29 protein-coding genes are annotated in these 26,218 nt (G+C 66.4%); 17 read left to right on the top strand and 12 right to left on the bottom strand.

All coding sequences use genetic code 11. The features are described 5' to 3' along the window. Positions 1-92: 92 nt before the first annotated feature. Positions 93-854, bottom strand: coding sequence for a 5,6-dimethylbenzimidazole synthase (gene bluB, locus LMQ14_RS25560; protein WP_267732393.1), 762 nt, complete (start codon positions 852-854; stop codon positions 93-95). Positions 855-903: 49 nt separating this feature from the next. Between bluB and LMQ14_RS25555 the strand changes: the two genes are divergently transcribed. Continuing rightward, entirely contained in the window at positions 904-1,188 is a 285-nt protein-coding gene (locus tag LMQ14_RS25555) for a hypothetical protein (protein ID WP_267732392.1), read from the top strand. A 130-nt stretch (positions 1,189-1,318) separates the two neighbouring features. Continuing rightward, positions 1,319-2,215, top strand: a complete 897-nt coding sequence (locus LMQ14_RS25550; protein WP_267732391.1) for an alpha/beta fold hydrolase — start codon at positions 1,319-1,321, stop codon at positions 2,213-2,215. A 32-nt stretch (positions 2,216-2,247) separates the two neighbouring features. Here LMQ14_RS25550 and LMQ14_RS25545 read toward each other — a convergent pair whose 3' ends face one another. Continuing rightward, on the bottom strand, positions 2,248-2,727 hold the full coding sequence (locus LMQ14_RS25545; protein WP_267732390.1) for a winged helix-turn-helix transcriptional regulator: 480 nt from the start codon (positions 2,725-2,727) through the stop codon (positions 2,248-2,250). Between the two features lie 110 nt (positions 2,728-2,837). Here LMQ14_RS25545 and LMQ14_RS25540 point away from each other — a divergent pair, with 110 nt between their 5' ends. Both LMQ14_RS25540 and LMQ14_RS25535 read left to right on the top strand, forming a co-directional pair. Next, positions 2,838-3,338, top strand: coding sequence for a hypothetical protein (locus LMQ14_RS25540; RefSeq protein WP_267732389.1), 501 nt, complete (start codon positions 2,838-2,840; stop codon positions 3,336-3,338). Continuing rightward, positions 3,331-3,603, top strand: coding sequence for a hypothetical protein (locus tag LMQ14_RS25535; protein WP_267732388.1), 273 nt, complete (start codon positions 3,331-3,333; stop codon positions 3,601-3,603). Before LMQ14_RS25540 ends, LMQ14_RS25535 begins: the two co-directional genes overlap by 8 nt. A gap of 12 nt (positions 3,604-3,615) precedes the next feature. Here the strand turns inward: LMQ14_RS25535 and LMQ14_RS25530 are convergent, their stop codons facing one another. Then, positions 3,616-4,098: a hypothetical protein gene (locus LMQ14_RS25530; protein ID WP_267732387.1), complete on the bottom strand. Its 483-nt coding sequence runs from the start codon at positions 4,096-4,098 to the stop codon at positions 3,616-3,618. 67 nt (positions 4,099-4,165) lie between these two features. Here LMQ14_RS25530 and LMQ14_RS25525 point away from each other — a divergent pair, with 67 nt between their 5' ends. Then, positions 4,166-4,813: a phosphatase PAP2 family protein gene (locus LMQ14_RS25525; RefSeq protein ID WP_267732386.1), complete on the top strand. Its 648-nt coding sequence runs from the start codon at positions 4,166-4,168 to the stop codon at positions 4,811-4,813. 74 nt (positions 4,814-4,887) lie between these two features. After that, a complete protein-coding gene (locus tag LMQ14_RS25520; protein WP_267732385.1) occupies positions 4,888-5,565 on the top strand; it encodes a L,D-transpeptidase family protein in 678 nt (225 codons plus the stop codon). A gap of 3 nt (positions 5,566-5,568) precedes the next feature. Here the strand turns inward: LMQ14_RS25520 and LMQ14_RS25515 are convergent, their stop codons facing one another. Together LMQ14_RS25515 and LMQ14_RS25510 are read right to left on the bottom strand one after the other, a co-directional pair. After that, a complete protein-coding gene (locus tag LMQ14_RS25515; protein ID WP_267732384.1) occupies positions 5,569-6,048 on the bottom strand; it encodes a nuclear transport factor 2 family protein in 480 nt (159 codons plus the stop codon). Positions 6,049-6,052: 4 nt separating this feature from the next. After that, positions 6,053-6,673: a TetR/AcrR family transcriptional regulator gene (locus tag LMQ14_RS25510; RefSeq protein ID WP_267732383.1), complete on the bottom strand. Its 621-nt coding sequence runs from the start codon at positions 6,671-6,673 to the stop codon at positions 6,053-6,055. Positions 6,674-6,711: 38 nt separating this feature from the next. On the opposite strand from LMQ14_RS25510, the gene LMQ14_RS25505 reads away from it, so the two are divergent. The 4 genes from LMQ14_RS25505 to LMQ14_RS25490 all read left to right on the top strand — a co-directional run bounded on the left by LMQ14_RS25505 (position 6,712) and on the right by LMQ14_RS25490 (position 13,757). Beyond that, positions 6,712-7,941 carry a hypothetical protein gene (locus tag LMQ14_RS25505; protein WP_267732382.1) on the top strand — a complete coding sequence of 410 codons (1,230 nt, stop codon included), beginning with the start codon at positions 6,712-6,714 and terminating at the stop codon, positions 7,939-7,941. A 154-nt stretch (positions 7,942-8,095) separates the two neighbouring features. Beyond that, a complete protein-coding gene (locus tag LMQ14_RS25500) occupies positions 8,096-10,051 on the top strand; it encodes an Hsp70 family protein (protein ID WP_267732381.1) in 1,956 nt (651 codons plus the stop codon). 91 nt (positions 10,052-10,142) lie between these two features. Further along, positions 10,143-10,529, top strand: a complete 387-nt coding sequence (locus tag LMQ14_RS25495; protein WP_267732380.1) for a hypothetical protein — start codon at positions 10,143-10,145, stop codon at positions 10,527-10,529. Between the two features lie 54 nt (positions 10,530-10,583). Then, on the top strand, positions 10,584-13,757 hold the full coding sequence (locus tag LMQ14_RS25490) for an adenylate/guanylate cyclase domain-containing protein (RefSeq protein WP_267732379.1): 3,174 nt from the start codon (positions 10,584-10,586) through the stop codon (positions 13,755-13,757). A gap of 6 nt (positions 13,758-13,763) precedes the next feature. Here LMQ14_RS25490 and LMQ14_RS25485 read toward each other — a convergent pair whose 3' ends face one another. Continuing rightward, positions 13,764-14,498 carry a DUF3060 domain-containing protein gene (locus tag LMQ14_RS25485; protein WP_267732378.1) on the bottom strand — a complete coding sequence of 245 codons (735 nt, stop codon included), beginning with the start codon at positions 14,496-14,498 and terminating at the stop codon, positions 13,764-13,766. Positions 14,499-14,545: 47 nt separating this feature from the next. On the opposite strand from LMQ14_RS25485, the gene LMQ14_RS25480 reads away from it, so the two are divergent. Further along, entirely contained in the window at positions 14,546-15,562 is a 1,017-nt protein-coding gene (locus LMQ14_RS25480) for an NADP-dependent oxidoreductase (protein WP_267732377.1), read from the top strand. A gap of 185 nt (positions 15,563-15,747) precedes the next feature. On the opposite strand, the gene LMQ14_RS25475 is transcribed toward LMQ14_RS25480, so the two are convergent. Next, positions 15,748-16,386 (bottom strand): hypothetical protein, encoded by a 639-nt coding sequence (locus LMQ14_RS25475; RefSeq protein ID WP_267732376.1) that lies wholly within the window; start codon positions 16,384-16,386, stop codon positions 15,748-15,750. 117 nt (positions 16,387-16,503) lie between these two features. Here LMQ14_RS25475 and LMQ14_RS25470 point away from each other — a divergent pair, with 117 nt between their 5' ends. The 3 genes from LMQ14_RS25470 to LMQ14_RS25460 all read left to right on the top strand — a co-directional run bounded on the left by LMQ14_RS25470 (position 16,504) and on the right by LMQ14_RS25460 (position 18,700). Then, positions 16,504-16,935, top strand: a complete 432-nt coding sequence (locus tag LMQ14_RS25470) for a MarR family winged helix-turn-helix transcriptional regulator (RefSeq protein ID WP_267732375.1) — start codon at positions 16,504-16,506, stop codon at positions 16,933-16,935. Next, positions 16,904-17,749 (top strand): glycoside hydrolase family 16 protein, encoded by an 846-nt coding sequence (locus LMQ14_RS25465; RefSeq protein WP_267732374.1) that lies wholly within the window; start codon positions 16,904-16,906, stop codon positions 17,747-17,749. The genes LMQ14_RS25470 and LMQ14_RS25465 overlap by 32 nt, the downstream gene beginning before the upstream one ends. A 120-nt stretch (positions 17,750-17,869) precedes the next feature. Next, complete coding sequence (locus LMQ14_RS25460) at positions 17,870-18,700, top strand: glycoside hydrolase family 16 protein (RefSeq protein ID WP_267732373.1); 831 nt, start codon at positions 17,870-17,872, stop codon at positions 18,698-18,700. On the opposite strand, the gene LMQ14_RS25455 is transcribed toward LMQ14_RS25460, so the two are convergent. Continuing rightward, positions 18,701-20,203, bottom strand: coding sequence for a glycosyltransferase family 39 protein (locus tag LMQ14_RS25455; RefSeq protein ID WP_267732372.1), 1,503 nt, complete (start codon positions 20,201-20,203; stop codon positions 18,701-18,703). A 48-nt stretch (positions 20,204-20,251) separates the two neighbouring features. Continuing rightward, positions 20,252-20,479: a hypothetical protein gene (locus tag LMQ14_RS25450; RefSeq protein ID WP_267732371.1), complete on the bottom strand. Its 228-nt coding sequence runs from the start codon at positions 20,477-20,479 to the stop codon at positions 20,252-20,254. 120 nt (positions 20,480-20,599) lie between these two features. On the opposite strand from LMQ14_RS25450, the gene LMQ14_RS25445 reads away from it, so the two are divergent. Further along, positions 20,600-20,905, top strand: coding sequence for a hypothetical protein (locus tag LMQ14_RS25445; RefSeq protein ID WP_267732370.1), 306 nt, complete (start codon positions 20,600-20,602; stop codon positions 20,903-20,905). Positions 20,906-20,917: 12 nt separating this feature from the next. Here the strand turns inward: LMQ14_RS25445 and LMQ14_RS25440 are convergent, their stop codons facing one another. Further along, positions 20,918-22,312 carry an amidohydrolase family protein gene (locus tag LMQ14_RS25440; RefSeq protein ID WP_267732369.1) on the bottom strand — a complete coding sequence of 465 codons (1,395 nt, stop codon included), beginning with the start codon at positions 22,310-22,312 and terminating at the stop codon, positions 20,918-20,920. Between the two features lie 118 nt (positions 22,313-22,430). Here LMQ14_RS25440 and LMQ14_RS25435 point away from each other — a divergent pair, with 118 nt between their 5' ends. Further along, a complete protein-coding gene (locus LMQ14_RS25435; protein ID WP_267735677.1) occupies positions 22,431-23,123 on the top strand; it encodes a GAP family protein in 693 nt (230 codons plus the stop codon). Positions 23,124-23,135: 12 nt separating this feature from the next. Here LMQ14_RS25435 and LMQ14_RS25430 read toward each other — a convergent pair whose 3' ends face one another. Then, positions 23,136-23,927 carry a hypothetical protein gene (locus LMQ14_RS25430; RefSeq protein ID WP_267732368.1) on the bottom strand — a complete coding sequence of 264 codons (792 nt, stop codon included), beginning with the start codon at positions 23,925-23,927 and terminating at the stop codon, positions 23,136-23,138. A gap of 42 nt (positions 23,928-23,969) precedes the next feature. Here LMQ14_RS25430 and LMQ14_RS25425 point away from each other — a divergent pair, with 42 nt between their 5' ends. Then, positions 23,970-25,460: a bifunctional phosphatase PAP2/diacylglycerol kinase family protein gene (locus LMQ14_RS25425; RefSeq protein WP_267732367.1), complete on the top strand. Its 1,491-nt coding sequence runs from the start codon at positions 23,970-23,972 to the stop codon at positions 25,458-25,460. A gap of 9 nt (positions 25,461-25,469) precedes the next feature. On the opposite strand, the gene LMQ14_RS25420 is transcribed toward LMQ14_RS25425, so the two are convergent. Continuing rightward, the gene (locus tag LMQ14_RS25420) at positions 25,470-26,195 is read right to left on the bottom strand and encodes a TetR/AcrR family transcriptional regulator (RefSeq protein WP_267732366.1); all 726 of its coding nucleotides are present in this window, start codon (positions 26,193-26,195) and stop codon (positions 25,470-25,472) included. Between the last annotated feature and the right edge of the window lie 23 nt (positions 26,196-26,218).

Raw genomic sequence — 26,218 nt, 5'->3', positions numbered from 1 at the left:
ACTGAGGGCGGGTTTTCGGCGATTTTCTCGCCCGGAGAGCACGTTCGACGCGTGGTCGCCGCGCATTGGCCCGGCCCGCAGCACCTGATGAGTCACACCGAGTGGGACGGCACCGTGCTGCCCGTTCCGGTATCCGTCCCCGGCGCGGGCTGGCCGGGACGGGTGTCGGGCGGCTGAGCCCACCGGTTTTCGGAGACGAACTCCGACAGCGGTCGCGCATGCGTCCAGCCGTCGAGCTCCAGCGCCGGCCGGTCGGGGAATTCGGGCACCGGGCCGACGCACAGGATGGCCACCGGCTCGGCGCCGGCCGGCATTGCCAGCAGCGCGGCCAGGGGTTGCGGATCGAACAGCGAGACCCAGCCCACCCCGAGTCCTTCGGCCCGAGCGGCCAGCCACAGGTTCTGGATTGCGCAGGACACCGATGCGAGATCCATCTGCGGTAGCGTGCGCCGGCCGAAAATGTGGACATCGCGATTGTCGGCCAGCGCCACCACCAGGAGTTCGGCGCATTCGAGAATGCCCTCGACCTTCAGCCGCAGAAATTCCGCGCCCCGCTGTCCCAGCGCTTCCGCGGTGCGCGGGCGTTCCTCGTCGACCAGGGCGTGGATGCTGCGGCGCAACGCGTCATCGGTGATCCGGATGAAACGCCACGGCTGCATCAGCCCGACGCTGGGCGCGGCGTGCGCGGCCTGCAACAAGCGGGCCAGCACCTCCTCGGGCACCACGCTGCCGGGCACAAACCGGCGCATGTCTCGTCGTTCGGCGATCACCCGGTACACGACGCGACGGTCTTGCGAGCTGAACGCGTGTTCGCTCACTGCGCCATCGGAGTACTCGCCAGCGGAGAATGGCATTAGCGTCAATGTATCGCGCAGTCGCACAACACGACCAAGGGAGCGTGCAGTGAAGTATTCCGACGTGCTCGAACAGCTGCCCATCGACGGTGACGGCCGCCGTATCTACGGCGAGCCCTTCGAGACCAGCGACGGTGCCACCGTGATCCGGGTCGAAAAACCCGTCGGCATCTTCGTCATCCGTGCGGGCAAGGGCACCTGGGTGCCCGCCGTCGATGCCAATCGCGTCGCGCTGATCGGCGTGCTCACCGGTCTGCTCGCGGCGGTCATCGGCAGCCTGGCCGTGCTGCGGCAGCCGCCGTGGCCGCTGATGACGATCACGGAGAATAAGTAACCCCGACCGCGTTCGCCACCGCCCGCCGGTAGCTGCCAGGCCCGTCGGTGTCGTTTGGATTCGGTTCGCCGCCGCTAATGTGAGACATCGACTGAGCTGACTTTTCATCGCGAACGCGAAGGATCCGGACTTGTTTTCCCGTTCTCACCTGACGCCGGCGGAACCGTCCTGGTTCACCGCTGCGCTCGGTCAAAAGCCGGACCATTGTGATGTCGACGTGGACGGTTGCCGCATACACCTGCGCGCGTGGGGAGACCCGGAACAACCGCCCGTGGTGTTCGTCCACGGCGGCGCCGCGCACTCCGGCTGGTGGGACCACATCGCGCCGTTCTTTTCCCATACCCATCGGGTGATCGCGCCGGATCTGTCCGGACACGGCGACAGCGACACCCGCGCCGGCTACGACCTGGAAACCTGGGCATCCGAAGTGATGGCGATCCTGCCGGCCGCCGGGGCCTCGGGGCGGCCCACGATCGTCGGCCACAGCATGGGCGGTTGGGTGGCGGCGATCGCGGCGATGGATTGTGGCGACGAAATCAACAGCGTCGTGGTGATCGACTCGCCATTGCGGGACCGTGCGCCCGAAGCGGCACGGCTGCGCAACCGTAGACGTACCGAGTACGGGTCACGAGATGAAATCCTTTCCCACTTCGCCGCGGTGCCCCGGCAGGAGTTGGTGCTGCCCTACATCGCCAAGCACATCGCCGCCGAATCGGTCCGCAAAGAAGGCAAAAGGTGGGTGTGGAAATTCGATCCGACGATCTTCGACGGTGAATTTCTTGAGCCTCAAGCCGACGACGAAGAGTCGCTGGAGACCATGATTGCCCAAATGCATTGCCGCATAGGGTATCTGAGCTGCGAGGGCGGGTTGGTGTCGGCCGCCATGGGCGAGCGGCTGCGCTCCATCTTCCAGCTCAGGGGCCCTTTCGTGGAGCTCGCCGAAGCCGGCCACCATCCGATGCTCGACCAACCGCTGCCGCTTGTCGCGACGTTGCGCACCCTGCTCGAATTCTGGTCGATCACCTAGCGAAGCAGCGAGACAGCGCCTCGGCCAAATCTTTACGCGCCGGGTGCCGGCTGGGCACCGGGCCCCGGTACGGGGTGCAGGTCTCGGGCGGTCAGCAGGGTGCCGTCGTGGGGGCAGTGCAGGATTGCTTCGACGGGGTGGCCGCAATCGTCGTGCAAGATGGTGACCGGCGGTCCGTCTTCATCGGCTTCCCAGCGGTCTCCCCATTGCATGAGGGCGATGACGGCGGTGATCAGATCCAATCCCTTGTCGGTGAGCCGGTATTCGTGGCGCTCGCGTTGTCCAGGTTCGCGGTAGGGGACCCGCCTCAGTATCCCGGCCTCGGTCAGTGTCAGCAGGCGTTCGCTAAGGATGTTGCGCGCGCATCCGATGCGGGCTTGGAACTGATCGAATCGGCGCGCACCGTAGAACGCTTCACGCATCACCAGCAAGGTCCACTTTTCACCGACGACGTCGAGTGCCCGCTTGATCGAGCAATTGTCGGCGACATAGTGATCGCGCAGGTCGGACATCCCACCACCGTATCAGGGTTTGACTTTGCAACCCAGCTTTCCTAGGCTGCGTTGTATTACACAACTCAGGGCGGTTGAGGCCCGCCGCCCGAATCGGAAGGCAGACCGTTATGCCCATGCTCGACGTCTACATTCCCGACCAGGCCTTGCCGGCAGATGCCGAAAAAGACTTGCTGCGCCAGCTCGCCGAGATCCTGATCGAACATGAGGGAGCCGACCCGTCCGATCCGGTTGCGCGGTCGCTCGCCAAGGTGTGGCTGCATCGGCCCGCCGCGATGCTGCACGCCGGTGAGACGCCCGCGGCCCCGCACTACAAGGTGATCGCCTCAGTGCCCCAAGGCCAGCTGGACGATGCGCGCACCGCAAGCGCCTTCGCCGCCATCACCAACGCAATCCTGGCGGCCGAAGACGGGCGGTACGACCAGGATCCGCTGCGAATCTGGGTCATTGGCAACGAGATCCCCGACGGCAACTGGGGCGCCGGCGGACGTGTGGTCCGTCTTGCCGACATCGCGGCCGCTGTGTTGCGTGACGCCGACAAGGGGCGCGAGTACGCCCAGCAACGGCTGGCTGGGCGACAGGTCGCATTCGCGGAGCCCTCCGGTGACTGACCTCGCGGTAGGGGCTAGACAGCCGACGGTCAACAAACCGATCAGCCCCGAACGGAGCTCCACAGCGCGGCGATTGTCGGCTGGCAGCTCGGCGCGCAACATCGTCGGTCGACAAATCCCGCGCTGGGTCGTCCAGACCGCGACCGCGGTCCGCGCCGCGGTGATTTCACCGCGACGCAGGGACCGGCCTTCCGAACCGCACTACCACCGGCGCGAACGCTTCGTCGAGGACGCAGCGATGTCCCGCGAAATGTTCAGGCTCTGAGATGGCCGCGAATCACGGACTATAGGTGACGCCGACGGCGCGCACGACGCAGTCCGGCGCCATGTCGAACGTCAACGTATGCACCGGCAACCCGGTGAGCACATCCGCCGGAATCTCGGCCTTGTAGACCAGCGACAGCTCGCCGCTGAACTTCTCGTCGACGTCCGCGACGTCGACGTTGACCTCCAAGCCCGCCGACGAGATCTCCGCCCGGGCCGCGCCGGCGGGCGGGGCATCCCAGGGCACGTCGACGGTCACGCCGGCCAGCTTCGGCAGCATCGACAGCGTCGCGAGCACCCGTTGTCGGGTGAGCACCAGCGAGCCGGTGTAGTAGGCCACGCTGTGCGGCAACCGCACACCGGGGATGACACCGCTGAACCGCCTGGTCACCGCGACGTAGTCGGCGAGATAGAGCAGACCCTCCGCCTCGACCTGAGCATGCAGATCCTCGGGGAGCTTGCCGATACCGAGCAACCTGCGGACAAAGACCGCCATCACGCCAGTATGACGGCGCCGCGGCGCCTGCTGCTATCTGCGTGGCGAGCCTGGTATCGCTTAGGGGATGACCCGCTTACGGCCCTCGATGGCCGGCTACGCCGCCCTCGCGGCGGCAGCGGTCTACGTGTTGATGTGGGTGGGGTACCGCCAGAATTGGGGCTGGCTGCATTGGATGGATTGGTCGTTGTTGAGCGCCTCGCACGACGTCGCGGTCAAGCATCCGGTGTGGCTGCGCTTTTGGGAAGCGTTGACGAATGTGCTGGGGCCGGTCCCACTGCGGCTGCTGGACACGGCGGCGGCGGTGGCGGCGCTGCTGCGACGCAACGTGCGCGCGGCGCTGGTGCTGTTGGCCTGCGGGCTGCTGAACGGATTGGTGACGCAGGCGGCCAAGGGCCTGGCGGATCGGCCGCGACCGTCGACCATGCTGGTAGCCATACCGCAGACGTCGTTTCCCTCCGGGCACGCGCTCGAGACGACGGCTTCCCTGCTCGCCCTGCTGGCCTTTCTCGTGCCGATGATGAGCGCGACGATGGGGCGCATCGCGATGACGGTGAGCGGGCTCATTCTGTTGTTGGTCGGGTTTTCCCGGGTCGCCTTGAACGTGCATTACCCGTCCGATGTGTTGGCCGGCTGGGCCCTGGGATACCTGTACGTCCTGGCGTGCCTGGCGGTGTTTCGTCCTAAACCACTGCCGTGGTGGGCTTTTCGTTGATCACGGCGCTGTGACCCAATCGGCGCTAAAGCTTGACTTGACCCCGAGGTGGGCGCCGCCTGACGATTGAACGCATGCGCCGATTGCTAGCTTCGCTGTGCGTAGTGGCGTGCTGCGTGTTGATTTCGCTGGTACTCGCGCCGACGGGAAGTGCCGCCCCGGCGGGCACCCAAGCCGGGACGCCGTGGTTCGCGAACTCGGTTGGCAATGCCACACAGGTGGTTTCGGTCGTCAGCACCGGTGGCTCCAACGCGACGATGGACATCTACCAACGCACCGCCGCCGGCTGGCAGGCGCTGCGCACCGGCGTTCCGACTCACGTCGGGTCGGCCGGCATGGCGCCGCAGGCCAAGAGCGGGGTTCCGGCCACGCCGATGGGCGTCTACAGCCTCGACGCCGCGTTCGGCACCGCGCCGAATCCCGGTACCGGACTGCCGTACACCCAGGTCGCCGGGTCCAACTATTGGTGGAGCGGCGACGACCATAGCCCCACGTTCAACTCGATGCAGGTGTGTCAGAAGGCGCAGTGCCAGTTCAACACGTCCGAGAGCGAGAACCTGCAGATCCCGCAGTACAAGCACGCGGTCGTGATGGGCGTCAACAAGAACAAGACCCCGGGTGGTGGCGCCGCGTTCTTCTTCCACACCACCGACGGCCAACCCACCGAGGGTTGCGTGGCGGTCGACGATGCTCAGCTGGTGTCGATCATGAAATGGCTGCGGCCCGGCGCAGTCATCGCGATCGGCAAGTAGTTCTCAGCCGGCGCTGGCGATAGCGCGACCGGGCTTGACGTTAAAGTCCATGCCCTTCAACGACATTGTGGCGTCGTAGGTTCGGTCGTAACCGGTTCCGCTGATCTTCCAACCGTTCTCGGTGCGCCGGTAGGTGTCGCGGTAGAAGGCCGCGCCGATCAGCATGAAGTCCAAATCGGCGACGATGACCTTGTCCTGCAGATACCAACTGCCCGTTGCGGAGTCGCCGTCCACGATGATCTCGGGATGGGTCACCCGGTGTTCGGTGAGGACGTTCGCGGGCAGCGAGGTCCGCATGTACTCGACCAAGTCGGCGCGGTTGGTGAAGTGCAACTCGTTGCCGATCGACGGCCCGTAGTGGGCCTTGATGTCCTCGGCCAGGGTGTCGGTGAAGTCGTCCCAGTGCTTGGTGTCCAGTGCGCGCAGATACCGGTATTTGACTTGCTTGATGGCTTCGATGTCGGCTAGATCGTCGAGGGTCATCCCGTCATTGCAGCACACGGGTGACCATGTCGATCAGGGCCCGTCGCTCCAGGCTCCAATCGATGGTCGTCCCGGTCACCATCTGGGCCAGCACCACACCTCGTAGTGTGGCCCAAATCACCTCGGCCACACCGGCATTGGCTGGATCTGTGGTGATCAGCCGGCCGAGCTGGGCGATCGCGGAGTTCATTTCGAGCAGGTGCCGCCGTGAGGAATCGCCCAGGCTGCCGCGGGTCGCCCGCAGGATCTCGAAAGCGGCCAGCGACGTCGGGCTGCTATAGCAACTCCACGCGGTGTCGATGACGACCTCGATGCGCTGTTGTGGCGACAGCTCGCTGACGTCGGCCGACGACAGGCTCTCGATCAGTCGGTCCACGCCGTCGTCGACGACAGCCATCAAAAGGCCGTTGCGATCACCGAAGTGGTATTGGATGACGCCCCACGTGACGCCGGCGCGTTCGGCCACGTGCTTGGCGGTCGCGGCGGCGAAGCCTTCCTCCTGGATGCAGCGGACCGTCTCGTCGATGATCTTGGCCCGGGTGTCGTCGCCGCGTTTACGCGGCGCACTGGTGCGCCGGGTCGGGCTGACCGAGCGCCCGGGTGTCTGGCCTGCGACGATGGACATTGTTGACTTTATAACATAGTCGCGTCTATTTTTGTAGCGTGAGCAGCCCCTCGCGTTATCGGCAGTTGTCCCGTGAGCAGCTGGCCGTCTTGCTTCCCGAACTGCTGCTGATCGGGCAGTTGATCGACCGTTCCGGGATGGCCTGGTGCATCAGCTCGTTCGGCCGTGACGAGATGGTGCAGATCGCCATCGAGGAGTGGGCGGGTGCCAGCCCGATCTACACCAGGCGCATGCAGCAGGCCCTGAAGTACGAGGGCGTCGACGTGGTGACCATCTTCAAGGGCCTGCAGCTCGACATCGGCGCCCCACCGCAATTCATGGATTTCCGCTACACCGTCCACGACCGCTGGCACGGCGAATTCCACCTCGACCACTGCGGCGCACTGCTCGATGTGGAGCCGATGGGCGAGCAGTACGTCTTCGGGATGTGCCACACCATCGAGGATCCGACCTTCGACGCGACCGCGGTGGCGACCAATGCCCGGGCTCAGGTGCGTCCCATCCACCGCCCGCCGCGAACGCCGTCGGACCGGCATCCGCACTGCGCGTGGACCGTCGTCATCGACGAGTCCTATCCGGAGGTAAAGGGCATTCCCGCCCTGGACATGGTTCGCCAAACGCGGGCTGCGACTTGGAAACTCGATCCCATCGATGCCGCGGACGAGGGGCAGTCGGATTACTCGGGTCCGTTGCTCTCCGATTTCGACTTTGCCGCCTTCTCGCATTCGGCACTGGTCCGGATGGCCGACGAGGTCTGCCTGCAGATGCATCTGCTCTACCTGTCGTTCGCCATCGCGGTGCGGGCCCGCGCCGCCGACGAGGCCGAAGCCATCTCGGTGTGCACCAAGGGCTTGGTCGGCATCGCCGGGGTGGCCGCCGAACGCATTCACAAGGCGCTGAAATTGCCGGGTGGCCCCGAAGGCGTGCTCCGGGTGCTGGAATTGCACCCACTGCTCAATCCGGTGGGCTACGTCACGGCCGACATCGAGGCCAACCGGCTGGCAGTGCACTCCTCGCCGGCTCACGACGACGGTTCCTGGATCTCGTTGTGCTCACCGGAGGTTGTGCAGCCGTTGCAAGCCATCGCCACCGCCGTGGACCCGCATATCGAGGTGCGTGTTAGCGGGACGGACACCGACTGGACGGCCGGGTTCACCGAAACCGACGCCACCGCAGCCGAACTACCTGAGGTGGAAGTGGTTAAGTTCAGCGGCGGAGCATCATTCGTGTTCGAGCCACGGCGTTCGCTGCCACTCACCGTCGTGTGACCACGACGCGTTTGTCAAGGGGTTTTTAGTACCGCTTCGGTGACACAATCGCATCGGGGCGATACCAATGGCATTGCAAGCCATCGGCTTTCCGCGTGTCCGCGGCTATCGTTAACGCTGGCCACCGACCCCTATAGACGAAAGTATTCGCTCTATGTACGACCCACTTGGGTTGTCGATCGGAACCACCAACCTGGTCGCAGCACGTGACGGAAACCCGCCGGTTTCACGTCGTGCGGTACTAACGCTGTACCCGCACTGCGCACCGAAAGTTGGTCTACCCGAAGAGGACCCGAAGCTCACTGAGCCCGGCATGTTGATGAGCGGGTTCGTCGACCGCGTCGGCGATTCGGTGGCGCTGGTGTCCGGCGATGGCTCCGCTCACGACCCCGACCTCTTGATGGTCGAAGCACTGGACGCGATGGTGCTGGCGGCCGGCGCGGACGCGGGCTCCTCGGAGATCTCGATCGCTGTTCCGTCGTATTGGAAACCCGCTACCGCTCAGGCATTACGCAACGGATTGCGTACACATCTGGGCTTCGTGCGAAGCGGTATGGCACCGCGCCTGGTGTCGGACTCGATCGCCTCGTTGACCGCGGCGAACGCCGAGCTGTGCCTGGCCGCAACCGGCGTCGTCGGATTGCTTGACTTCGGCGGCTCGGGTACCTCCGCCACCCTGATAGACCTCGCGGGCGATTTCAAACCGCTAAGCGCCACAATGCGTTACACCGACTTCTGCGGTGACGATATCGACGCGGCATTATTGCTCTGCGTGTTCGAAGAGCTCGGACACGGCAGCGGTATCGACCCGGCCAGCACCGCCGCGGTCGGGCAACTGGCCCGGCTCCGGGAACAGTGCCGCACCGCCAAAGAGCAGCTATCCACGGAACGCGCAACGGAATTCGCGGCCGAGCTCGGAGGACGCCGGGCCACCATGAAGTTCACCCGTGACGAGCTGGGCGACCTGATCCAGGATCGGCTGACCGGACTCATCTACGCGTTCGACGACATGCTGTGCCGGCACCGTAAGAGCTGGAACGACCTGTCCGCGGTGGTCACCGTCGGCGGTGGTGCCAGCATTCCTCTTGTCAACGAACGCCTTTCGGTGCACAGCCGTCGGCCGGTGGTCTCACCGGCGCAACCCGCATTCGCGGCCGCCGCCGGCGCACTGGTGCTGGCCGCGCGCGGTGAAGAACAAGACCTGCGCACCCGCACGTCCATCAGCTTGCTCGCCGCGTCGTCGGGCAGCGACATCATCGAACTGCCCGCCGGCGACCTGCTGGTGATCGACGAGGAAGCGCTCACCGATCGCGAGTTGGCCTGGTCCCAAACCGAATACCCCGGCGATATCCGGGTGCCCTACACGCCCGAGGCCTTCGACGAAGAAAGCAACCCCGGTGGTTGGTCGATGCGCCTGAACGTGATCGAGCCGCCCCGGGAGCGCGCCTGGCGCCGGGTGCGGCTGTCGCAGTTGGTCGTCGGCATGTTCGCGCTGGTGGCCATGACCGCGGTCGGCGGTGTGGCGTACACGTTGACCGGGATCGAAAATCGCCAGGCACCTCCGGTGCCCTCCGTCGCGCCCGTGCCGCTGCCACCGGTCAGCTCGCTGATGCCCAGTCCGGTCCCGCCGCCTCCGACGGCGGTGCCACCGCCCCCCACCGCTGCGCCGGTGCCCTCCTCGGTGCCGCCTCCGCCGCCACCGCCGGAACCTCCACCGTCGCCACCGCCACCGCCACCGGTGGTGACCGCCGAGCCGCCGCCGGTCGTCACGCATCCGCATCCGCGTCCGCCGCAGACGACTCAGCCGCCATCGCCGGTGATGACCACGCCGACGACGACGCCTCCGCCACCGCCACCCGAGACGACGACCCCTCCGCCGCCGCCGACCACCTCGACGACGGTGCCGATGACCACGCAGTGGATCCACGTTCCGCTGCTGCCGGTGCCGATCCCGATCCAGGTGCCGGCCAGTCAGGCGCCCGCGAATCCGGCTCCGCAATACCCGGCTCAGCAATATCCGGGGCAGTATCCGGGCGGCGGCTACGGGGGCGGCTATCCCCCCAGCGGCGGCGGGTACTCACAGAACCCGTTCCTGGGCCCCGGCTATTAGCGGTGGCGTTCGGCTACGAGCAAACTTCGTGGCGGATCAGCGCGCGCGGGCGCACACTGGGCACTAACGCTACGAGCTGCGAGGAGGCCACGTGGGCGAGCACGGTGCATTCGGATTTGATCCCGAGGACTTCGATCGGGTGATCAGGGAAGGCAGCGAAGGGCTGCGCGACGTGTTCGAGCGGATCGGCAGGTTTGCCGCCGCTCCGGGCGCCCGGACAGGCTTTTCGGCATTCTTCGACGACCTGTCCCGGCGGCCCCGGTCCGGGCCGGAGACCGCGGGTGAGGCCGGCGACGGTGTCTGGGCGATCTACACCGTCGATGCCGCGGGTGACGCGCGCGTCGAACAGGTGTATGCCAGCGAGCTCGACGCGCTGCGGGCTAATAAGAACAACGTCGACCCGAAGCGCAAGGTGCGCTTCTTGCCGTACGGCATTGCGGTCAGCGTCCTCGACGACGATACGGAAGAGCAAACGTAGGTTGTCGATTTCCGGGCGTTCCCCCTCGCAGGGATAGCGCCTAGGGTTTCAGACGTGACGCCAGCGTCGTCGGTGTGCCAAGTGTGCGGTTCGACGCCGCGTCAGGGCGCGCGTTTCTGCGATGCCTGCGGTGCCCCGCTGGCGCCCAACGTCGAGACCGCCGAATACAAGCAGGTGACCGTACTCTTCGCCGATGTGGTGCGGTCGATGGACATCGCCGCATCGTTGGGTCCCGAGCGGCTGCGTGAGGTGATGACCGAGCTCGTCAATCAGTCGGCAACCGTGGTCCAGCGTTACGGCGGCACCGTCGACAAGTTCACCGGCGATGGCATCATGGCGCTATTCGGGGCGCCAATCACATTGGAGGATCACGCGTTTCGCGCGTGCCTGGCGGCCCTGGACATTCAGGAGGTGGCCCGCCGGCTGGCGGTCGAGGTGGGCCGCCGGGACGGGATCGACCTGCGGCTGAGGGTCGGGCTGAATTCCGGCCAGGTGATCGCCGGCGACCTCGGCGCGACCCACCTCGGCTACACCGCGGTGGGCGAACAGGTGGGCATGGCCCAGCGGATGGAATCCGTGGCGCCGCCCGGCGGTGTGATGCTCAGCGAATCGACGGCACGCCTGGTCGAGGACCGGGCCGTGCTGGGTGAGCCCGAGACCGTGCACATCAAGGGATTCGCCACCACCGTGCCGGCACGGCGCCTGCTGGCCACCGACGCTGAACACCGCAAGCCGCGCCGCCAGTCCCGCCTCGTCGGGCGGCAGCGCGAAAAGGACGCCGTCGCGGAATTACTGGAGCAGACCGGCCGTGGTGCGGGAACCGTGATCACGGTGACGGGCCGCCCGGGCGTGGGCAAGACACGGCTGGTCCGCGAGTCGTTGGCGATCGCGCGCAACGCCGGATTTGAGGTGTCCGTCACCTATTGCGAATCGCACACCCGCGAGATTCCATTCCACGTGATCTCCCGGTTGCTGCGCGCGGTCTTCGGCCTCGGCGGGCTCACGCTGGAGGTGGCACGGGCCCGCGTGCGCACCGAAATCCCCGGGGCGGGTGCCGAGGACCTGGTGCTGCTCGACGACCTGCTCGGCATCCGTGACCCCGATACGCCCTGCCCGGACGTCACCCCGGACGCCCGGCGCCGCCGGCTGGTCGACCTGATCAACACCATTTCGCTGGGTCGGCCCGAGTCCGCGATCTACGTCATCGACGATGCCCAATGGATCGACAGCGTGAGCGAATCGCTGCTTGCCGAATTCGCGGCGGCGGTCCCCGGAATGCACGCGGCGTTGCTCATTGCCTATCGACCCGAATACTCGGGGCCGCTGGCACATATCCCGGGTGCGCATCCGTTCTTCCTTGAGCCACTGGGTGATTCGTACATCACCGAATTGATCAACGAGCTGCTGGGGGCCGACCCTTCGGTGGCCGGACTGCCGACGGTGATCGCCGACCGGGCGGCCGGCCTGCCATTCGCCGCCGAGGAGATCGTGCGTGACCTCGCCGAGCGGGGCGAGCTCGAGGGTGCGCCCGGCGCCTACGTGTGTGTGCGCGAAGTGCGCGAAATCCATGTTCCGGCAAGCCTGCAGGGCATCATCGGGGCGCGCATCGATCGGCTCAATGCCACCGCGAAACGCACCCTGAACGCCGCGGCCGTCATCGGCGCGCAGTTCGACACCGAATTGCTGAATTGTCTGCTGGGCGCCGTCGACGTGGCACCGTTGGTCCAGGCGGCACTGGTCGAACAGGTCGGCTTCACACCACACGCGACGTACGCCTTCTGCCATCCGCTTATTCAGGCGGTGGCCTATGAATCCCAATTGAAAGCCGGCAGAGCCGAATTGCATCGTCGGGTGGCCGCGGTATTGCAGCGAACTTACGGCGAATTCACCGGCCAGGAGGCCTCGATCGTCGCCACCCAGTACGCGGCGGCCGGGGATTTGCGTGAGGCCTACGAGTGGTACATGCAGGCCGGGACTTGGTATGGCGGACGGGATATCCGCGCGGCCCGGGCCAGTTGGCAGCAGGCGCAGCGAATCGCCGATCGGCTCGCCGACGATCACCCCGACCGGCTGGCTATGCGCATTGCACCGCGAGCACTGTTGTGCGGCAGCGTGTTTCAGGTGGGCGGCACGCCCGACGAGACCGGTTTCGACGAATTACGGGCGCTCACCACGCAGGCCGGCGACAAGAGGTCATTGGCCGTCGGCATGGCGGGTCACCTCACCACGCTGACGTTCAACTCCCAGCATCGGGAGGCGGCCGCCATGGCGATGGAGTTCGCCACGCTGGTCGAGTCGATCGGCGACCCGGCGATGACGGCCGGGCTGTTCTATGCCGCCGCCCAAGCCAAGTGGGAGGTGGGCGAGGCGACCGAATGCCTGCAGCTGGCGCAACGGATCATCGACGTCGCACACGGCGACCCCACCATGGGCAACTTCGTGATCGGCTCCCCGCTGGCCTGGGCGCTGACGTTAAAGGGCGCGGCCGGAATGTTTTTGGGCCGGCCGGGCTGGCGACAGGACCTCGAGGAGGGCATCGCGACGGCCAGGTCGTTCGACCCGACCACCCATCCGTTCGCGCAGCTGTACAAATATGCGGCCGCGGTGCAGAACGGCGGGGTGCTGCCCACTGCCGAAGACGTGGCGCAGACGGCTGAGTCGCTGAACATCGCCCAACGCTCCGGTGACAACGCCGCGCTGGCGTACGCGCTGGTGAATCGGGCCAACGCGCTGATCCACTGCAACGACGACAGCGCAGGCGCGGGCTTCGAATATCTGGCCAAGGCTCGCGAGATGCTCGTCGACGAGAAGCTGATCGTGGCGATCCGGCGCATGACCGACGCCGAAATCGCCCGTGGCCGTGCCCGCTCCGGCGATCTCGACGGCGCGATCGACCAGGTTTCGCGAATCCTCAACGCGCAGTTCGAAGCCGGGACGATGATGTTCCGGGCACCCGCCACCACCGTGCTCGTCGAGACGCTGCTGACCCGCAACGGCCCCGGCGATATCGAGGCCGCGCAGAGCGCGGTCGACAGACTCGCGGACGTCCCGACCGAGCCGGGATTCGTGCTGCACGAAATTCCGGTGCTGCGGCTGCGGGCACTGCTGGCGCGGACCCGCGGCGACGAGGCCGGCTATCGGCAGTTCCTGCAACGCTTTCGGGCCAGAGCGCAAGACGTCGAATTCGAGGGCGATCTGGCGCTTGCCGACGCGATGGACGCTGACTGACGCACCTCAGCCCTGCGCGACGACGTTGTCGACGCCGGAGTTGGAGATCTTCGGCGCACCGGAGTGAAACGTCACCTGGTTGTTCATGCCCGAAGCATCGATGCTGTCGGAGGAATCGACGGTGACCGAGTTCTTCATGCCGGACACCGTCAGGCTCGTGCAGTGGCCGGTGATCACGATCGTGTTGTTGATCCCACTGACGGTGACCACGTTGTCGTTGCACGCGATCGTCTTGTTCTCATCGATTCCGGACACGTCGAGCGGTGCGCCCTGCGGCGGCAGCGGCAACGTCGAGGGACCCGAACTGCGGGTCGGACTCGTCGCGCTGGTCGACGGCCGGGGGCTACGCGTCGTGCTGCGGGGCGACGTCGTCACCGGCGAGGTGGTCACGCCCGAGGAGATGATCGACCGGACACCGGAAAGCTGGTGTGCGGCAAAGGCGGCGATGCCGCCCGCGAGCACCAGCACGCCAATCACGATGATGGTGCCCACGATCCACCACATGCGGTTTCCCGAGGAAGATTTCGGCGCGGGCCCGCCGTAGGAGCCGCCATAGCCGCCGTACATGGGCGGTGGCGGTGGTGCGGTGCCGAATGGCGGCGGTGGCACCGGGCCCGGGGGCGGCGGCGGGTAGGCCTGACCGCCCTGCGGTGCGCCTCCCAATTCGGAAGCGCGCGCGGTCTCGGCCAGCGGGCGCTCGAGGTCCCGGATTCGTTTTTCCGGGTCGTCCTGCGATTCCATGGACAGATGCTCCCACCAGACGGCGTCTAATGGGTAGTTTCAGCAGCGTGCCAGACACGCCGAATCGCCAGATCCTGTTGCGTCGCCGCCCGACCGGGCTGGTTGCGCTCGATGACACCGAGCTGATCACCGCGGCGGCACCCGTGCCCGCCGACGGTGAAGCACTGCTGCGGACCACCTACGTCGGACTCGACGCGGCGGTCCGGACCTGGCTGAACGACCAGCCCGGCTACCTTCCGCCGGTGCAGCTCGGCGAGGTCATCCGGGCGGCCGGCATCGGGGAGGTCGTCCAGACTCGGTGTGACGCCTTCGCCGTCGGGGACGTGGTCACCACGCTGTCCGGGTTCCAGGAGTATGTGATCATCCGCGACGACGTCTTCAGCACACCCGTCCCGAGCGAGGACGATCAACTGGCGGTGATGTCGGTGTACGGCCCGACCGGGGCCACCGCCTACATCGGCATGGTCGACGTCGGCATGCCCCAGCCCGGAGAGACCGTGGTCGTCTCGGCTGCCGCGGGCGCCACCGGATCGATTGCCGGACAGATCGCCAAGATCGCCGGCGCCCGGGTGGTGGGCATCGCGGGCGGCCCGGAGAAATGCCGGGCCGTAGTCGAGGACTTCGGCTTCGACGCGTGCATCGACTACAAGAACGACGACATTGCGGCGGCGCTCAAGGAGCATTGCCCGAAACGCGTCGACGTCTACTTCGACAACGTCGGCGGCCCGATCCTCAACGCGGTGCTGGGCCGGCTCGCCAACAACGCACGAGTCGTGCTCTGCGGCGTCATCTCCAGCTACTTGACCGGGGAGCACCCGGGGCCGGCCAACTATGTGAACCTGCTGTCGAAAACCGCACGGATGCAGGGATTTAACGCGCTCGACCAATGGGGCCGCTTCGACGAGGCCCACGCCGCGCTGCGCAAGTGGGGGGCCGAAGGCCGGCTTGCGCACCGCGAAACCGTTTTCGACGGCATCGCCTCCTGTGTGGACGCCCTCAACGGGCTATTCACCGGTGCCAACATCGGCAAGACGTTGGTCAAGATCAGCGAGCCCACGGCCTAACGAGCCGACGGCGGCGTCACATCCGTCCCATCCGTTTCCGCCGAGATGGAGGTGTAATTTGCCCGCCTCCGAGCGACAAATTGCGCCGTCGAATACTGTCCTGGCTTGTCGCTCGGAGGCGGGCAAAAGGGGTGTCCTCCGCAGCACGGTGCTGTTGTGGGCACTGTGACTGAGGACTGCGTGCGCTAGTCCTCGCCGAGCACGCGGTGCAGCGTCTTCTTGGCCTCGCGCAGCGCCTCGAGAACCTTGGTCCGCGACTCGGCCAGCTGTTGCTTCTGCTCGTCGGTGCCGGTCCAGGTGATCGTGCGCGCCAGGCCCGCGATCTCGAACAGTTCCCTGCGAATCTTGAACACGTCGCCGAACTGACCCGCGCGCGCCAGGAAAGCGTGCGCGGTCTCGCTGCTGACGCCCCGCCACTTCAAGAGGTTGTTGCCGAGCTCGGTCAACGTCGCCACGCCGTTGTCGACCGTCACCACGCCACGGCCGGCGAGCAGGCCGATGGCCAGCTCCGCGATCTCCTGCGGGGGAGTGATCGCGCCGTCAGTCGCGTCGGACACCCGCTGGACGACCTGCGCCGCATCGGCCGGACCGTCGAGCAACAGCGCCGCCGTGACAAAGGCGGCGCGCTTCAGCGGCGGGCGACCGCCCGGACCGAAACCACCACCGAAACCGGGACCGCCGGGTCCGCCCTGACCCCAACCGTGTTTGCCCCAACCGCCCCCGAAACCACCCGGGCCGCCTCCGAAGCCGAAGCCGCCAAAGCCGGGACCACCGAAGCCGCCCCCGAAACCACCGGGGCCGCCGAAGAATCCGTCACCAGACATCCTTGTCATTCCTTTCATATCGGACCATCAACCTCCTTGATACCACCGACTCTGGCAATGTCAACAAAGTTGATGGTTCGGTGCGATGAACGTTGTGGCGCATGCCAGCATGTGAACATGAGTGCTTCCCATGACGAGCCTTTGGGCTTCCTGTTGTACCGAGTGATGGCATCGTTGCGGCCCCAGGTCGCCGCGGAGCTGAAGCCGCTGGGACTCGGCCTGCCCGAATTCGTCTGCATGCGGATCTTGGCCAACCGCCCCGGGCTCACGAGTGCGGAATTGGCTCGTGGCACCAACGTCTCCGCGCAGGCGATGAACCAGGTGCTGCATGGCCTCGAGGACCGCGGTGTGTTGAGCCGTGTCGCCTCGGCACCGGCCGGGCGTGCGATGCCGGCCCAGCTGACGCGGCGGGGCAAAGCCGTGCTGAAGCGCGCGGATGCGGCCGTGGCGGTGGCCGAACAGCGAATTCTGACCCGGCTCGCCGCCGAGCAGCAAAGTCAGCTCAAGGAACTGCTTTATGCTGCGGGCACCCCTTGCGCGAAAGGTTGAGATGGATCGTCGCCGGATGATGATGCTGGCGGGATTCGGTGCGCTGGCTGCGGCGGTCCCCACCGCGGGCGCCGCCCCGGCGCGGTCCGGGGCGTACCTGTTTCACGACGAGTTCGACGGCCCGGCCGGCTCGGCTCCCGATCCGTCGAAATGGGTTGTGGCGAGCCAACGTACGCCGATCCACAATCCGACCGGGTTCGACCGGCCCGAGTTTTTCGGGCAGTACCGCGACAGCCGGCAGAACGTGTTCGTCGACGGCAAATCCAACCTCGTGCTGCGCGCCACCCGGGATGGCGGCAGCTACTTCGGCGGCCTGGTGAGCGGCACCTGGCGAGGCGGCATCGGGTCCACCTGGGAAGCGCGCATCAAACTCAACTGCCTCACCGGCGGCTGCTGGCCCGCCTGGTGGTTGTCCAATGACGATCCCGGTCGCAGCGGGGAAGTCGACCTGATGGAGTGGTACGGCAACGGGCAGTGGCCCTCGGGTACCACCGTGCACGCGAACCCGGACGGCACCGCGTTCGAGACCCACCCGATTGCGGTCGACGGCGCCTGGCACACCTGGCGGGTGACGTGGAATACGGGCGGCATGTCGTTCTGGGAAGACTATGCCGAGGGCGCCGAACCGTACTTCAGCGTGCCGGCGACCGGCATCCAGGATGTGCACGACCCGATCCGGATGTGGCCGTTCAACGACGTCGGCTACACGATGTTTCCGATGCTCAACCTCGCGGTCGGCGGTGCGGGCGGCGGCGACCCCGCGTCGGGCGCCTACCCGGCGGAAATGCTGGTCGATTGGGTGCGCGTCTTCTAAGTCAAGGGTGTGGGATGCACGCCGTCTACGCGCATGGTTGTATAACACCGTTTGCGGGAGTTGGCCGGGGGGACCGTGCCGAGTCGGAGCTCCGGCTTCTAGCGATGGGTGGTTGTGCATATGGATCGTCGCCGCATGTTGTTGACGACGGGGCTCGGCATGCTGGCGGCGGCGGCATCGATGCCTCTCCCGGAAGCGTTGGCGTCCCCCTCCGCGCCGGCCGCACCGGCTGCCGGGCCGGGTGGGTACATCTTTGCCGACGAGTTCGACGGGCCCGCGGGCTCGCTGCCCGATCCGGCCAAATGGACCATCCAGACCTGGCAGGACGACGTCTTCCCGCCGGTCGAGGGGATTTACCGCGCCGACCCCCAAAACGTATTCCAGGACGGCCACTCCAACCTCGTCCTGCGCGCCACCCACGACCTGCTGGGCAACGCCTACTACAGCGGCAAGCTGCGCGGCAACTTCCGCAGCATGATCAACCAGACCTGGGAAGCAAAGATCAAACTCGACTGCCTGACCCCCGGCCTGTGGCCGTCGTTCTGGGGAGTCAACGAGGATCCGCTGCCGGACGGCGAGGTCGACATTTTCGAGTGGTACGGCAACGGCGCGTGGGCCCCTGGTACCACGGTCCACGCGGCGTCCAACGGGAAGACCTGGGAAGGCAAATCGATCCCCGGTCTGGTCGACGGTGACTGGCACACCTGGCGGATGTATTGGGGTGAAAAGGGATTCGAGTTCTCCCGCGACGGGTCCGAGTACTTCAAGGTCCCCAACAAACCCATTCACGTCGCCGGCAACCCGCCGGAAGACATGCGGTGGCCGTTCAACATTCCCGGCTACTGGATGACGCCGATGTTCACGCTGGCCGTCGGCGGCGTCGGCGCCGGTGATCCCGCCGCGGGTGTCTTCCCGGCGTCGATGCTCGTCGACTACATCCGTATCTGGTAGCTACCGCTGCGCCTTGAACACCTGAACCAGGTTGAACTGCCAGCGCTCGACGAGCCGGAAGCCCAGGTCGTGCGGGACCGCGAAGGCCGGTGTGGCGCCGTAGCGCGGGCCGGGCGGCAGCGCCGAACCCTGCTCGTGGGCGGGCATCGACTCGTCGGCCTGGGTGATGATCCACACCACGCGACACTGGCTTAGCGGTTGGGCGACGACCTCCGGGATGAGGTTGGTGTCGAAGACGTCGCGGCGCTCCGTTGCCCGTTGCCACAGGGTGAGGTCGACCAGCTTCCGGTAGGCATCGGGGCGCGCCGCCATCAAGGGCCGCATCGGTGCGGGCATAAACGTCACAGTGTCGTTAATCAGCAGGCAATCACCCGGCGCCGCCTGGGCGGTGATCAGGTCCGCCACCTGGCTGTAGTCCATGCCGTACTTTGCATACGGATTATGTTGCGCCCGTAGGTAATTCGGTGTAGCCGCAACCGCGAAGAGGCCAACAATCGCCGCCGCCACCCACGGTTTGGCTGCCAGCGCGCCCACGCAGACACCCAGGACCAGCGCGATCCCGGGCGCGGTGAAGCACAGGTAGCGCGGCGTGTAGATCGGGTGAAAGAACGCCGACCACGCCACGATCAGCGCGGTCGGTATCACCAGCCAGGCGACCGCCAAGATCAGCAATTGCCGATCTGCCGCAACGAGTTTCGTGGAAGTCCAGCGCCACATGGCAATTGCCAGCGCGATCACAAGTGCCGACAACACCGCGAACGGTGGGCTGCGCTCGAAGTATTGCTGAACCGTCACATCCTCGATCGTTCGGTGCCCGATCGGTGCGACCCAACTGATCTGGTGCACCTGCCCCGCGGCCACGAACAGAAACGGCGCCACGGCACCACTCGCCAGCACCGACGTGACGACAAAGCCGGTCACCACGGCTCGGCTGCGCAGGAAGACGCAGACAAACACGAAGTGCACCAGCACCAGCAGCACAAGGTACACATCGAACACGACCGAAACCGCTTGAGCGACACCGTAAGCCGCCCAAACCCAGGCGTTGCTGCGACGCGTGGCATAGACGAACAAAACCGTCAGCCATACCGCGGCCATCATCGAAACGGCGTATGGGCGAGCCTCGATGCCCGCCCACGTCGCACGCGGCAAGACCGCGCAGATGACCCCGGCGGCCAGCGCCACGGTGCGAGAGGAGAACTGGTTGCCCAGCACCACGACGCCGGCCGCGGCGCCTCCGACGGCCAGACCGCTTGGCGCACGAGACCAGAACTCGGTGGGTGCGAACAGCTGGAACCAGCCGTGCATGAGCAGGTAGTACAAGCCATGGACGGCGTCGACGTTGCGCAGCATCTGCCAAAGCTGGCCGAGGGAACGACTGTAGGCGGCCGAAATGGTCGCGGCCTCGTCGTACCAGAACGAGGGGCGGCCAGCGCCGACAAGACTTACCGCGGTGGCTAGTACTCCGACGATCAGCGGGTCCAGCACGCGACGCCCTGACACACCGTTATGGTGCCAGAAGCAAACCCGGACTCTCCCCGGGCGCGCCTGCTAGTTGGTCAGGTACAGGTAGTACAGGCCGTCGCCGTGCTGGCGGCAGTCCCAGTGCGTGTACAAGTGGTCGTTCTGGGTGATCTCGACGTGGGGGCCGTCGGCTTCGCACGCGCCCAGGGTCGAGTAGACGCCGTCGACCTGAATTTCATCGGCATTGGCCACACCCACCGCAGTGGTCATCAGCCCGCCCAAGGCCAGTAAGCCGGCAGCGATAACCCTCTTCATGCGGATCTCCCCCGTCGTATCGGTCGGTTGCGAGGCGAACTATATCGAGTCGCCCGGGCCGCCGAGGGACAATCGACCGGACTTGACCAGACCTTCATCTTTCGAACGTATGATCGAACAATGAGGCCGCTCGCGTCGATCGGGTACAACGGCCAGCCGGTCCGCGACCCGTTTCGGGTGGTGCGTCCGCCGATCGCGGTGCTGATCGACCTGACGGTGCTCTTCCCGCGCGAGCCGCATCGCTCCGGCCGGTATCAGCCCAACGGGCTGCAGCTGCACAAGGTCGTCGAGGGGCGGTTGAGCTGCTGGGGTCTGTGCGAGCAGGGCGACTGGTGGGGGCTGGTCACCTATCCAATCGTGTACGGGTCCAAGCAGAAAACCGTGACGCACTGGATACCGGCCTGGACGCTGCGACGAAAGGGCTAGGCCCGGTGAGGGTTACAGCCGGCGGCCCTGCACGTAGGTGCCGGCGATGGACGTCTCACGCGTTCGCATCAGCAAGCCGAACAGCGTCTGGTCGCGGGCCATGGCGGGGTCGTCGGATCGCACGCCGTCGGTGATCACGGCCTTCAGCGCCGGCGTGCGGTTCGGGTCGATGACGACGAAGTCGGCCTCCTTGCCGACGTCGAAGTTGCCGAACCGGTCCTCCATGTCGAGTGCGCGCGCGCCGCCGAGTGTTCCGATGAAGAGCATCTCGGCCGGATGCATCGACACGCCCGCGTCGCCGGGCTCGGAGATGTGCGCCTTGAAGGCCGTCGCGAGCACCTGCGGGATCGGCCACTCGTCCCCGCCGCCGAAATCCGTTCCGGCAGCGATGTTTACCCCGGAAGCGACCGTCCGCAGCCACGGCATGGTGCCGGACCCGAGGAACTGTTGCGACACCGGGCAGTGCGCGATGGACGTGCCCGTCTCCGACATCCGCTGCAGTTCGGTGTCCTGGCAGTGCACCGCGTGCGCCAGCACGCTGCGCCGCCCGAGCATGGTCGGGCCGCCGACTTTCGAGCCGGGCAGAAACTTGCCGTCGTAGGTGTCCAGGTACGAGTCGACCTGATAGATCTGCTTGGTCGTGTCGACTTCGCCGGTGCCCGGGCGGTCGTTCTCGTTGAGGTGCGTGTGGAAGTACACGCCGCGGTCTCTCACCGAATCATAAAGGTCGCCAAGCCTTTTCAGGGTCTCCGCGGTCACCGCGATCGCGAATCGTGGTACCAGCGCCACATGCAGCCGGGCCGTCTTCACGTTGCCGGTGTCGGCCGCGTGCCACTTGTTGATCTCTTCGCGGGCCAGCCGGATTGCGTCGTCTTCCGACGTCATCAACGGCTTGGCGGGCTGCGGGCCGACGGTCTGGATGCCGCGGCCGCCGACGATCCGCAGCCCGCGGCGCGCCGTTTCGGTGAACAACGCGTCCTGGGCTTCGGGGAAGGGGGATCCGAAGACCATGGCGGCCGTCGTTCCGCTCGCGATGCGCCGATCGCAGAACTCGACGGCCGCCCGGCGGGCGAAGTTCCGGTCGGCGAAGCGGGCTTCCGCGGGATAGATGCAGTGGTTCAGCCATTCCAGCAGCTGCCCACCGTTGTACGAGTCGCCCGCATACGTCTGCGGGAAATGAACGTGGGTATCCACGAAGCCCGGAAGCAGAAACCCGGGCCGGTGATCCGTCACGGGTGTGGAACGGTATTTGAGGGGGACGCCGGCGCGCTCACCGCAGAATGCGATCTTGCCGTCGTCCTCGACCACCAGCGCGCCCTGTGGGATGGACACCAACGCATGGGCGGCTTCGGACACCAGCGGAGAGCCGGCAAGGTGAAAAATGTGCCCAAGGTGAATCCGAGCCACGTGATCTTCCCCTAGTGTCTTCCCCGTCGCGCTGCAATTCACATACAACCACCAGGGCGTGTTCAGCGTCGGCCCGGACAGTGAGCGCGGCTGGTTCGGTAGCACGGCAACGATGTCAATGAGAGGATTGCTGCCCGTGGCAGGAAGCTCGAGCTCGCTGTTGACCACGCTCATTCCGCTGGCGCTCGTGAATGCCGTCTCTCCGCTGACGATCATCCCGGCCGTGCTGGTGCTGCACGCGCCGCGGCCCCGGCCCGCTGGGCTGGCCTTCCTGGTCGGCTGGTTGGTCGGGCTGGCGGCCGAGACCGCGCTTTTCGTCGCGGGTTCCGGTGCGCTCGGCGATGTGCACAAGTCGTCGCCACCGACGTGGGCGTCCTGGCTGCGGGTGGTCCTCGGGTCCGCGCTGATCCTGTTCGGCATTTACCGGTGGGTGACCCGGCATGGTCACACCGAGACGCCGAAGTGGATGCGGTCGTTCGAAACCATCACCCCGAGGCGGGCGGGCATCACGGGACTGGTCTTGACGGTGGTCCGGGTCGAGGTGCTGTTCATGTGCTTGGCCGCCGGATTGGCCATCGGCACCAGCGGGCTCGACGATGTCGACAAGGTGTCATCCGGCATCGTCTTCGTCGCCATCTCCGCGTCGACGGTCGCGCTTCCCATCTTGGCCTACGTCGCCGCGGGCCATCGCCTCGACGATTTCCTGGAACGCCTCAAAAACTGGATGGCGAAAAACAATGCCGCGCTGCTGGCCGTAGTTCTGGTGTTGATCGGTGCGATGGTGCTGCACAACGGAATTCGCGCGTTGTAGTAACGCGTCGAATCACTGGTAGCCGCCATCGGCCAGCCCGGCTTGCGCTTCGAGCCGGTTGCTCTTGCCAAAGAGCCTGTCGCGGAGCACTTCCCAGACGTAGGCGACGATCATGCGGGAGTGACCCTTGGCGGCCCACTGCTGGGAATGCAGCTCCTCGTGGTGCAGCACCCGATCGAGCGCGAGATTGCTTTCCACGGGCCGGCCCTTGCGGTCGGTGTACCACGCGTGCCCGGACTCGACGATTTGGCGCAACCGTCGGGCGGGGCCGGTCGAGTCTGCGACGTCAACCGCGACGTTGACCAGGAAGATGTCACCCCAGGCCGTGCCGCCCTGCTGGCTGAACAGTCGCTGGATCCAGTTGCCGCCCAAGCCCATCAGCATGCCGTTCGGGGTTGTGACGAGGCGCCCGCCATTGCGGTCGACGAATCCGACGTCCTGGCCGTAACTCCAGTTGTTCGCCTGCTGGCGATCGGCAATGCGCTGCACCTCGTCGGCGGTGTACGGCGTCTCGGGGAAGTCAGCGGGCTGGTGCGACGGGCGGCCGTAACCGGTGCCCGCGTTGAGGACGTAGGTCATCAGCGTCGCGGCGCGCGCCGCGTCGCCGGCGGTGCCCGGCGGAATGAGGAAGAACGACTTGCCGTCCGGGTCGTTGATCTCCGCCATTTCGTCGAGAACCCGAAAGCTCTCGTGCGTGACGCCGTGTTGTGCAGCGATCGCGGCGGTGACCGCCGGCGGCACGCCCAGGCGTTCGGCGTTGGCCAGCCACTTCTGGTGGTAGTCCGCTGCCGGCCGCCTGGTCATAGTGCGTCAATTGTTATCAGTCGCGCCGCTAAGGTGTAGCGAATGAGCAGGGGGCCCTGGCAACGCATACGCGGAATCAAGCAGATCACCCGCGGTTTGGGCACCCTCGATCGCGAGTTGTTCGTCGCGGTGGCCGAAACCCCGACCCCACTGCTGGACACGGTGATGCCCCCGCTGACCCGGGCGGCCGACCATTCCAAGCTGTGGTTCGTCATCGCCGGGGGCCTGTTCGCGACCAGGAAGCCCGTCGCGCAGCGCGCCGCGGCCCGTGGACTCGTGACGCTCGGTGTCACAAGCCTGTTCACCAACCAGATCGCCAAGCGAATCCGCCCACGCCCGCGACCGCTCTACGACTCGGTGCCGGTGGTCAGAAGAGCCCACCGCCGCCCGACGTCCAATTCGCTTCCGTCGGGACACTCGGCCAGCGCCGCCGCGTTCGCCGTCGGTGTGGGTCTGGAGAATCCGCCGCTGGGCTTCGGGCTGGCGCTGTTGGCCGGACTGGTCGGATTGTCGCGAGTGGCCACCGGCGCGCATTACCCCGGCGATGTCGTCGTCGGGCTGGGTATCGGCGCCGGGATCGCGGTCCTCGGTGGCAAATTGGTCCCGCCGGTCGTGGAAACCGCTCTGCCGCAATCGGAACCGCTGCGCATCGAGACGCCGGAACGGCCCGACGGCGCCGGCGTGGTGTTCGTGGTCAATCCGGCGTCGGGCAGCGGCACCGGGGCTCGCGTCGTCGACGAGGTTCGTGCGGAGCTGCCGAATGCCGAGATCGTGGCACTCGGTCCCGACGATGACCCCGAGCAGGTGCTGCGCGGCGCCGCCGCGCGGGCCGAGGTGCTTGCGGTCGGTGGCGGCGACGGCACGGTGGCCACCGCCGCGGCGGTCGCGGTCGACGCGGGACTCCCGCTGGCGGTCTTTCCCGCCGGAACGTTCAACCACTTCGCGAAGGACATCGGTTGCGACACCGTGGCCAAGACCGTGGAGGCGATCCGGAGCGGCAGCGTGGTTCGCGTTGATCTGGTGTGCCTCAACGAAAGTCAGATAGTGATCAACACCGCCAGCGTCGGCGCGTACCCCGCGTTCGTGCAGCAGCGCGAGAAGCTGGAGAAACGCATCGGCAAGCCGCTGGCCGGCTTCTACGCGATGCTGCATACGCTGCGCAACGATCAACCCGTCCGAATCCGCTACGACAACAAGACGCTGCTGACATCGCTGCTCTTCCTGGGCAACTCGCTGTATCTGCCCACCGGATTCGCCCCGTCGCGTCGAACTCGCATGGACGACGGCCTGATCGACGTGCGCATCCTCGAAACTGGTCGCCGGTTCGCCACCACGAGGATCCTGACCGCGCTCGCCCTCGGACGGCTGCAGCGCAGCCCGCTCTACCACGAGCTGCAGGTGCCCGAATTCAGCTTCTCGGCCGTTGACGCGCCGACGGTTATCGCGCATGACGGCGAGGTCGGCGACGAATACCGCGAAGCGAGCTTCACCGCGAAATACCGGATTCTGCCGGTGTTCCGGCCATTTCGCTGAGGGCCGGCGCTACCCGTCCACCTGATCGGCCAACCGGTCGAGCCACTCGGCCATCATCGCCTTTTCGCCCACGCTCAACACACCATTAGTGTTGCCGTGCAACGCCTCTCGCAAGGCGACCGCGCGCCCGGGAACATCCGAAGGAGTCGGCTGCCGCGAGCCGTCCGTCGCTATCGCGGCGATGGCGTTCTCGCGTGTGATGGCCGACAACTCCGGGTCGCGTTCCTCGACTGGAACACGAACCTGGGCCAGCACATAGCCCACCGCCGCGGCATGCACGTACTCCACGGCACGCTTGACGCTCATCTTGAGCAGGCCGTAATCGCCGATCCGCGCGATCAGCCCGTGCAGGATCTCGATCGATTCGCGGGCCAGTGCCGGCATCCTGCCGGGGTGCGGCTGGACGTAGGCGAGGATGTAGCAATCGGGATGGGTCAGGCCGAAACCGACATGCAGGTCCCAGGAGTCGCGGAAGTCCTGCACGGGGTCGTCGGTGACGACGGCGCGGCGCTTGTCCTCTAAGTAGCTCTGCAACACGTATCCCGTTACGGCATCCAGCAGGCCCTGCTTGTCGCCGAATTGCCGATAGATCGTCGGCGGCTGCACGCCCGCCGCCGACGCGACGGCCCTGGTCGAGACCGCGTCGACGCCGCCGGAGCCGAGGAGTGCGGCCGCGGCTTCCAGCACCTTCTCTGCCGCTTCGGGGCCGGGTGTCCGGGTCCGCTGACCATTCATGTTTTCAACGATAACAAATTAAG

This window comes from Mycobacterium sp. Aquia_213 (genome assembly GCF_026625985.1).
GTDB lineage: Bacteria > Actinomycetota > Actinomycetes > Mycobacteriales > Mycobacteriaceae > Mycobacterium.
Note: the sequence above shows the minus strand (reverse complement) of the source record. Positions and strands in the feature narration are given on the sequence as shown.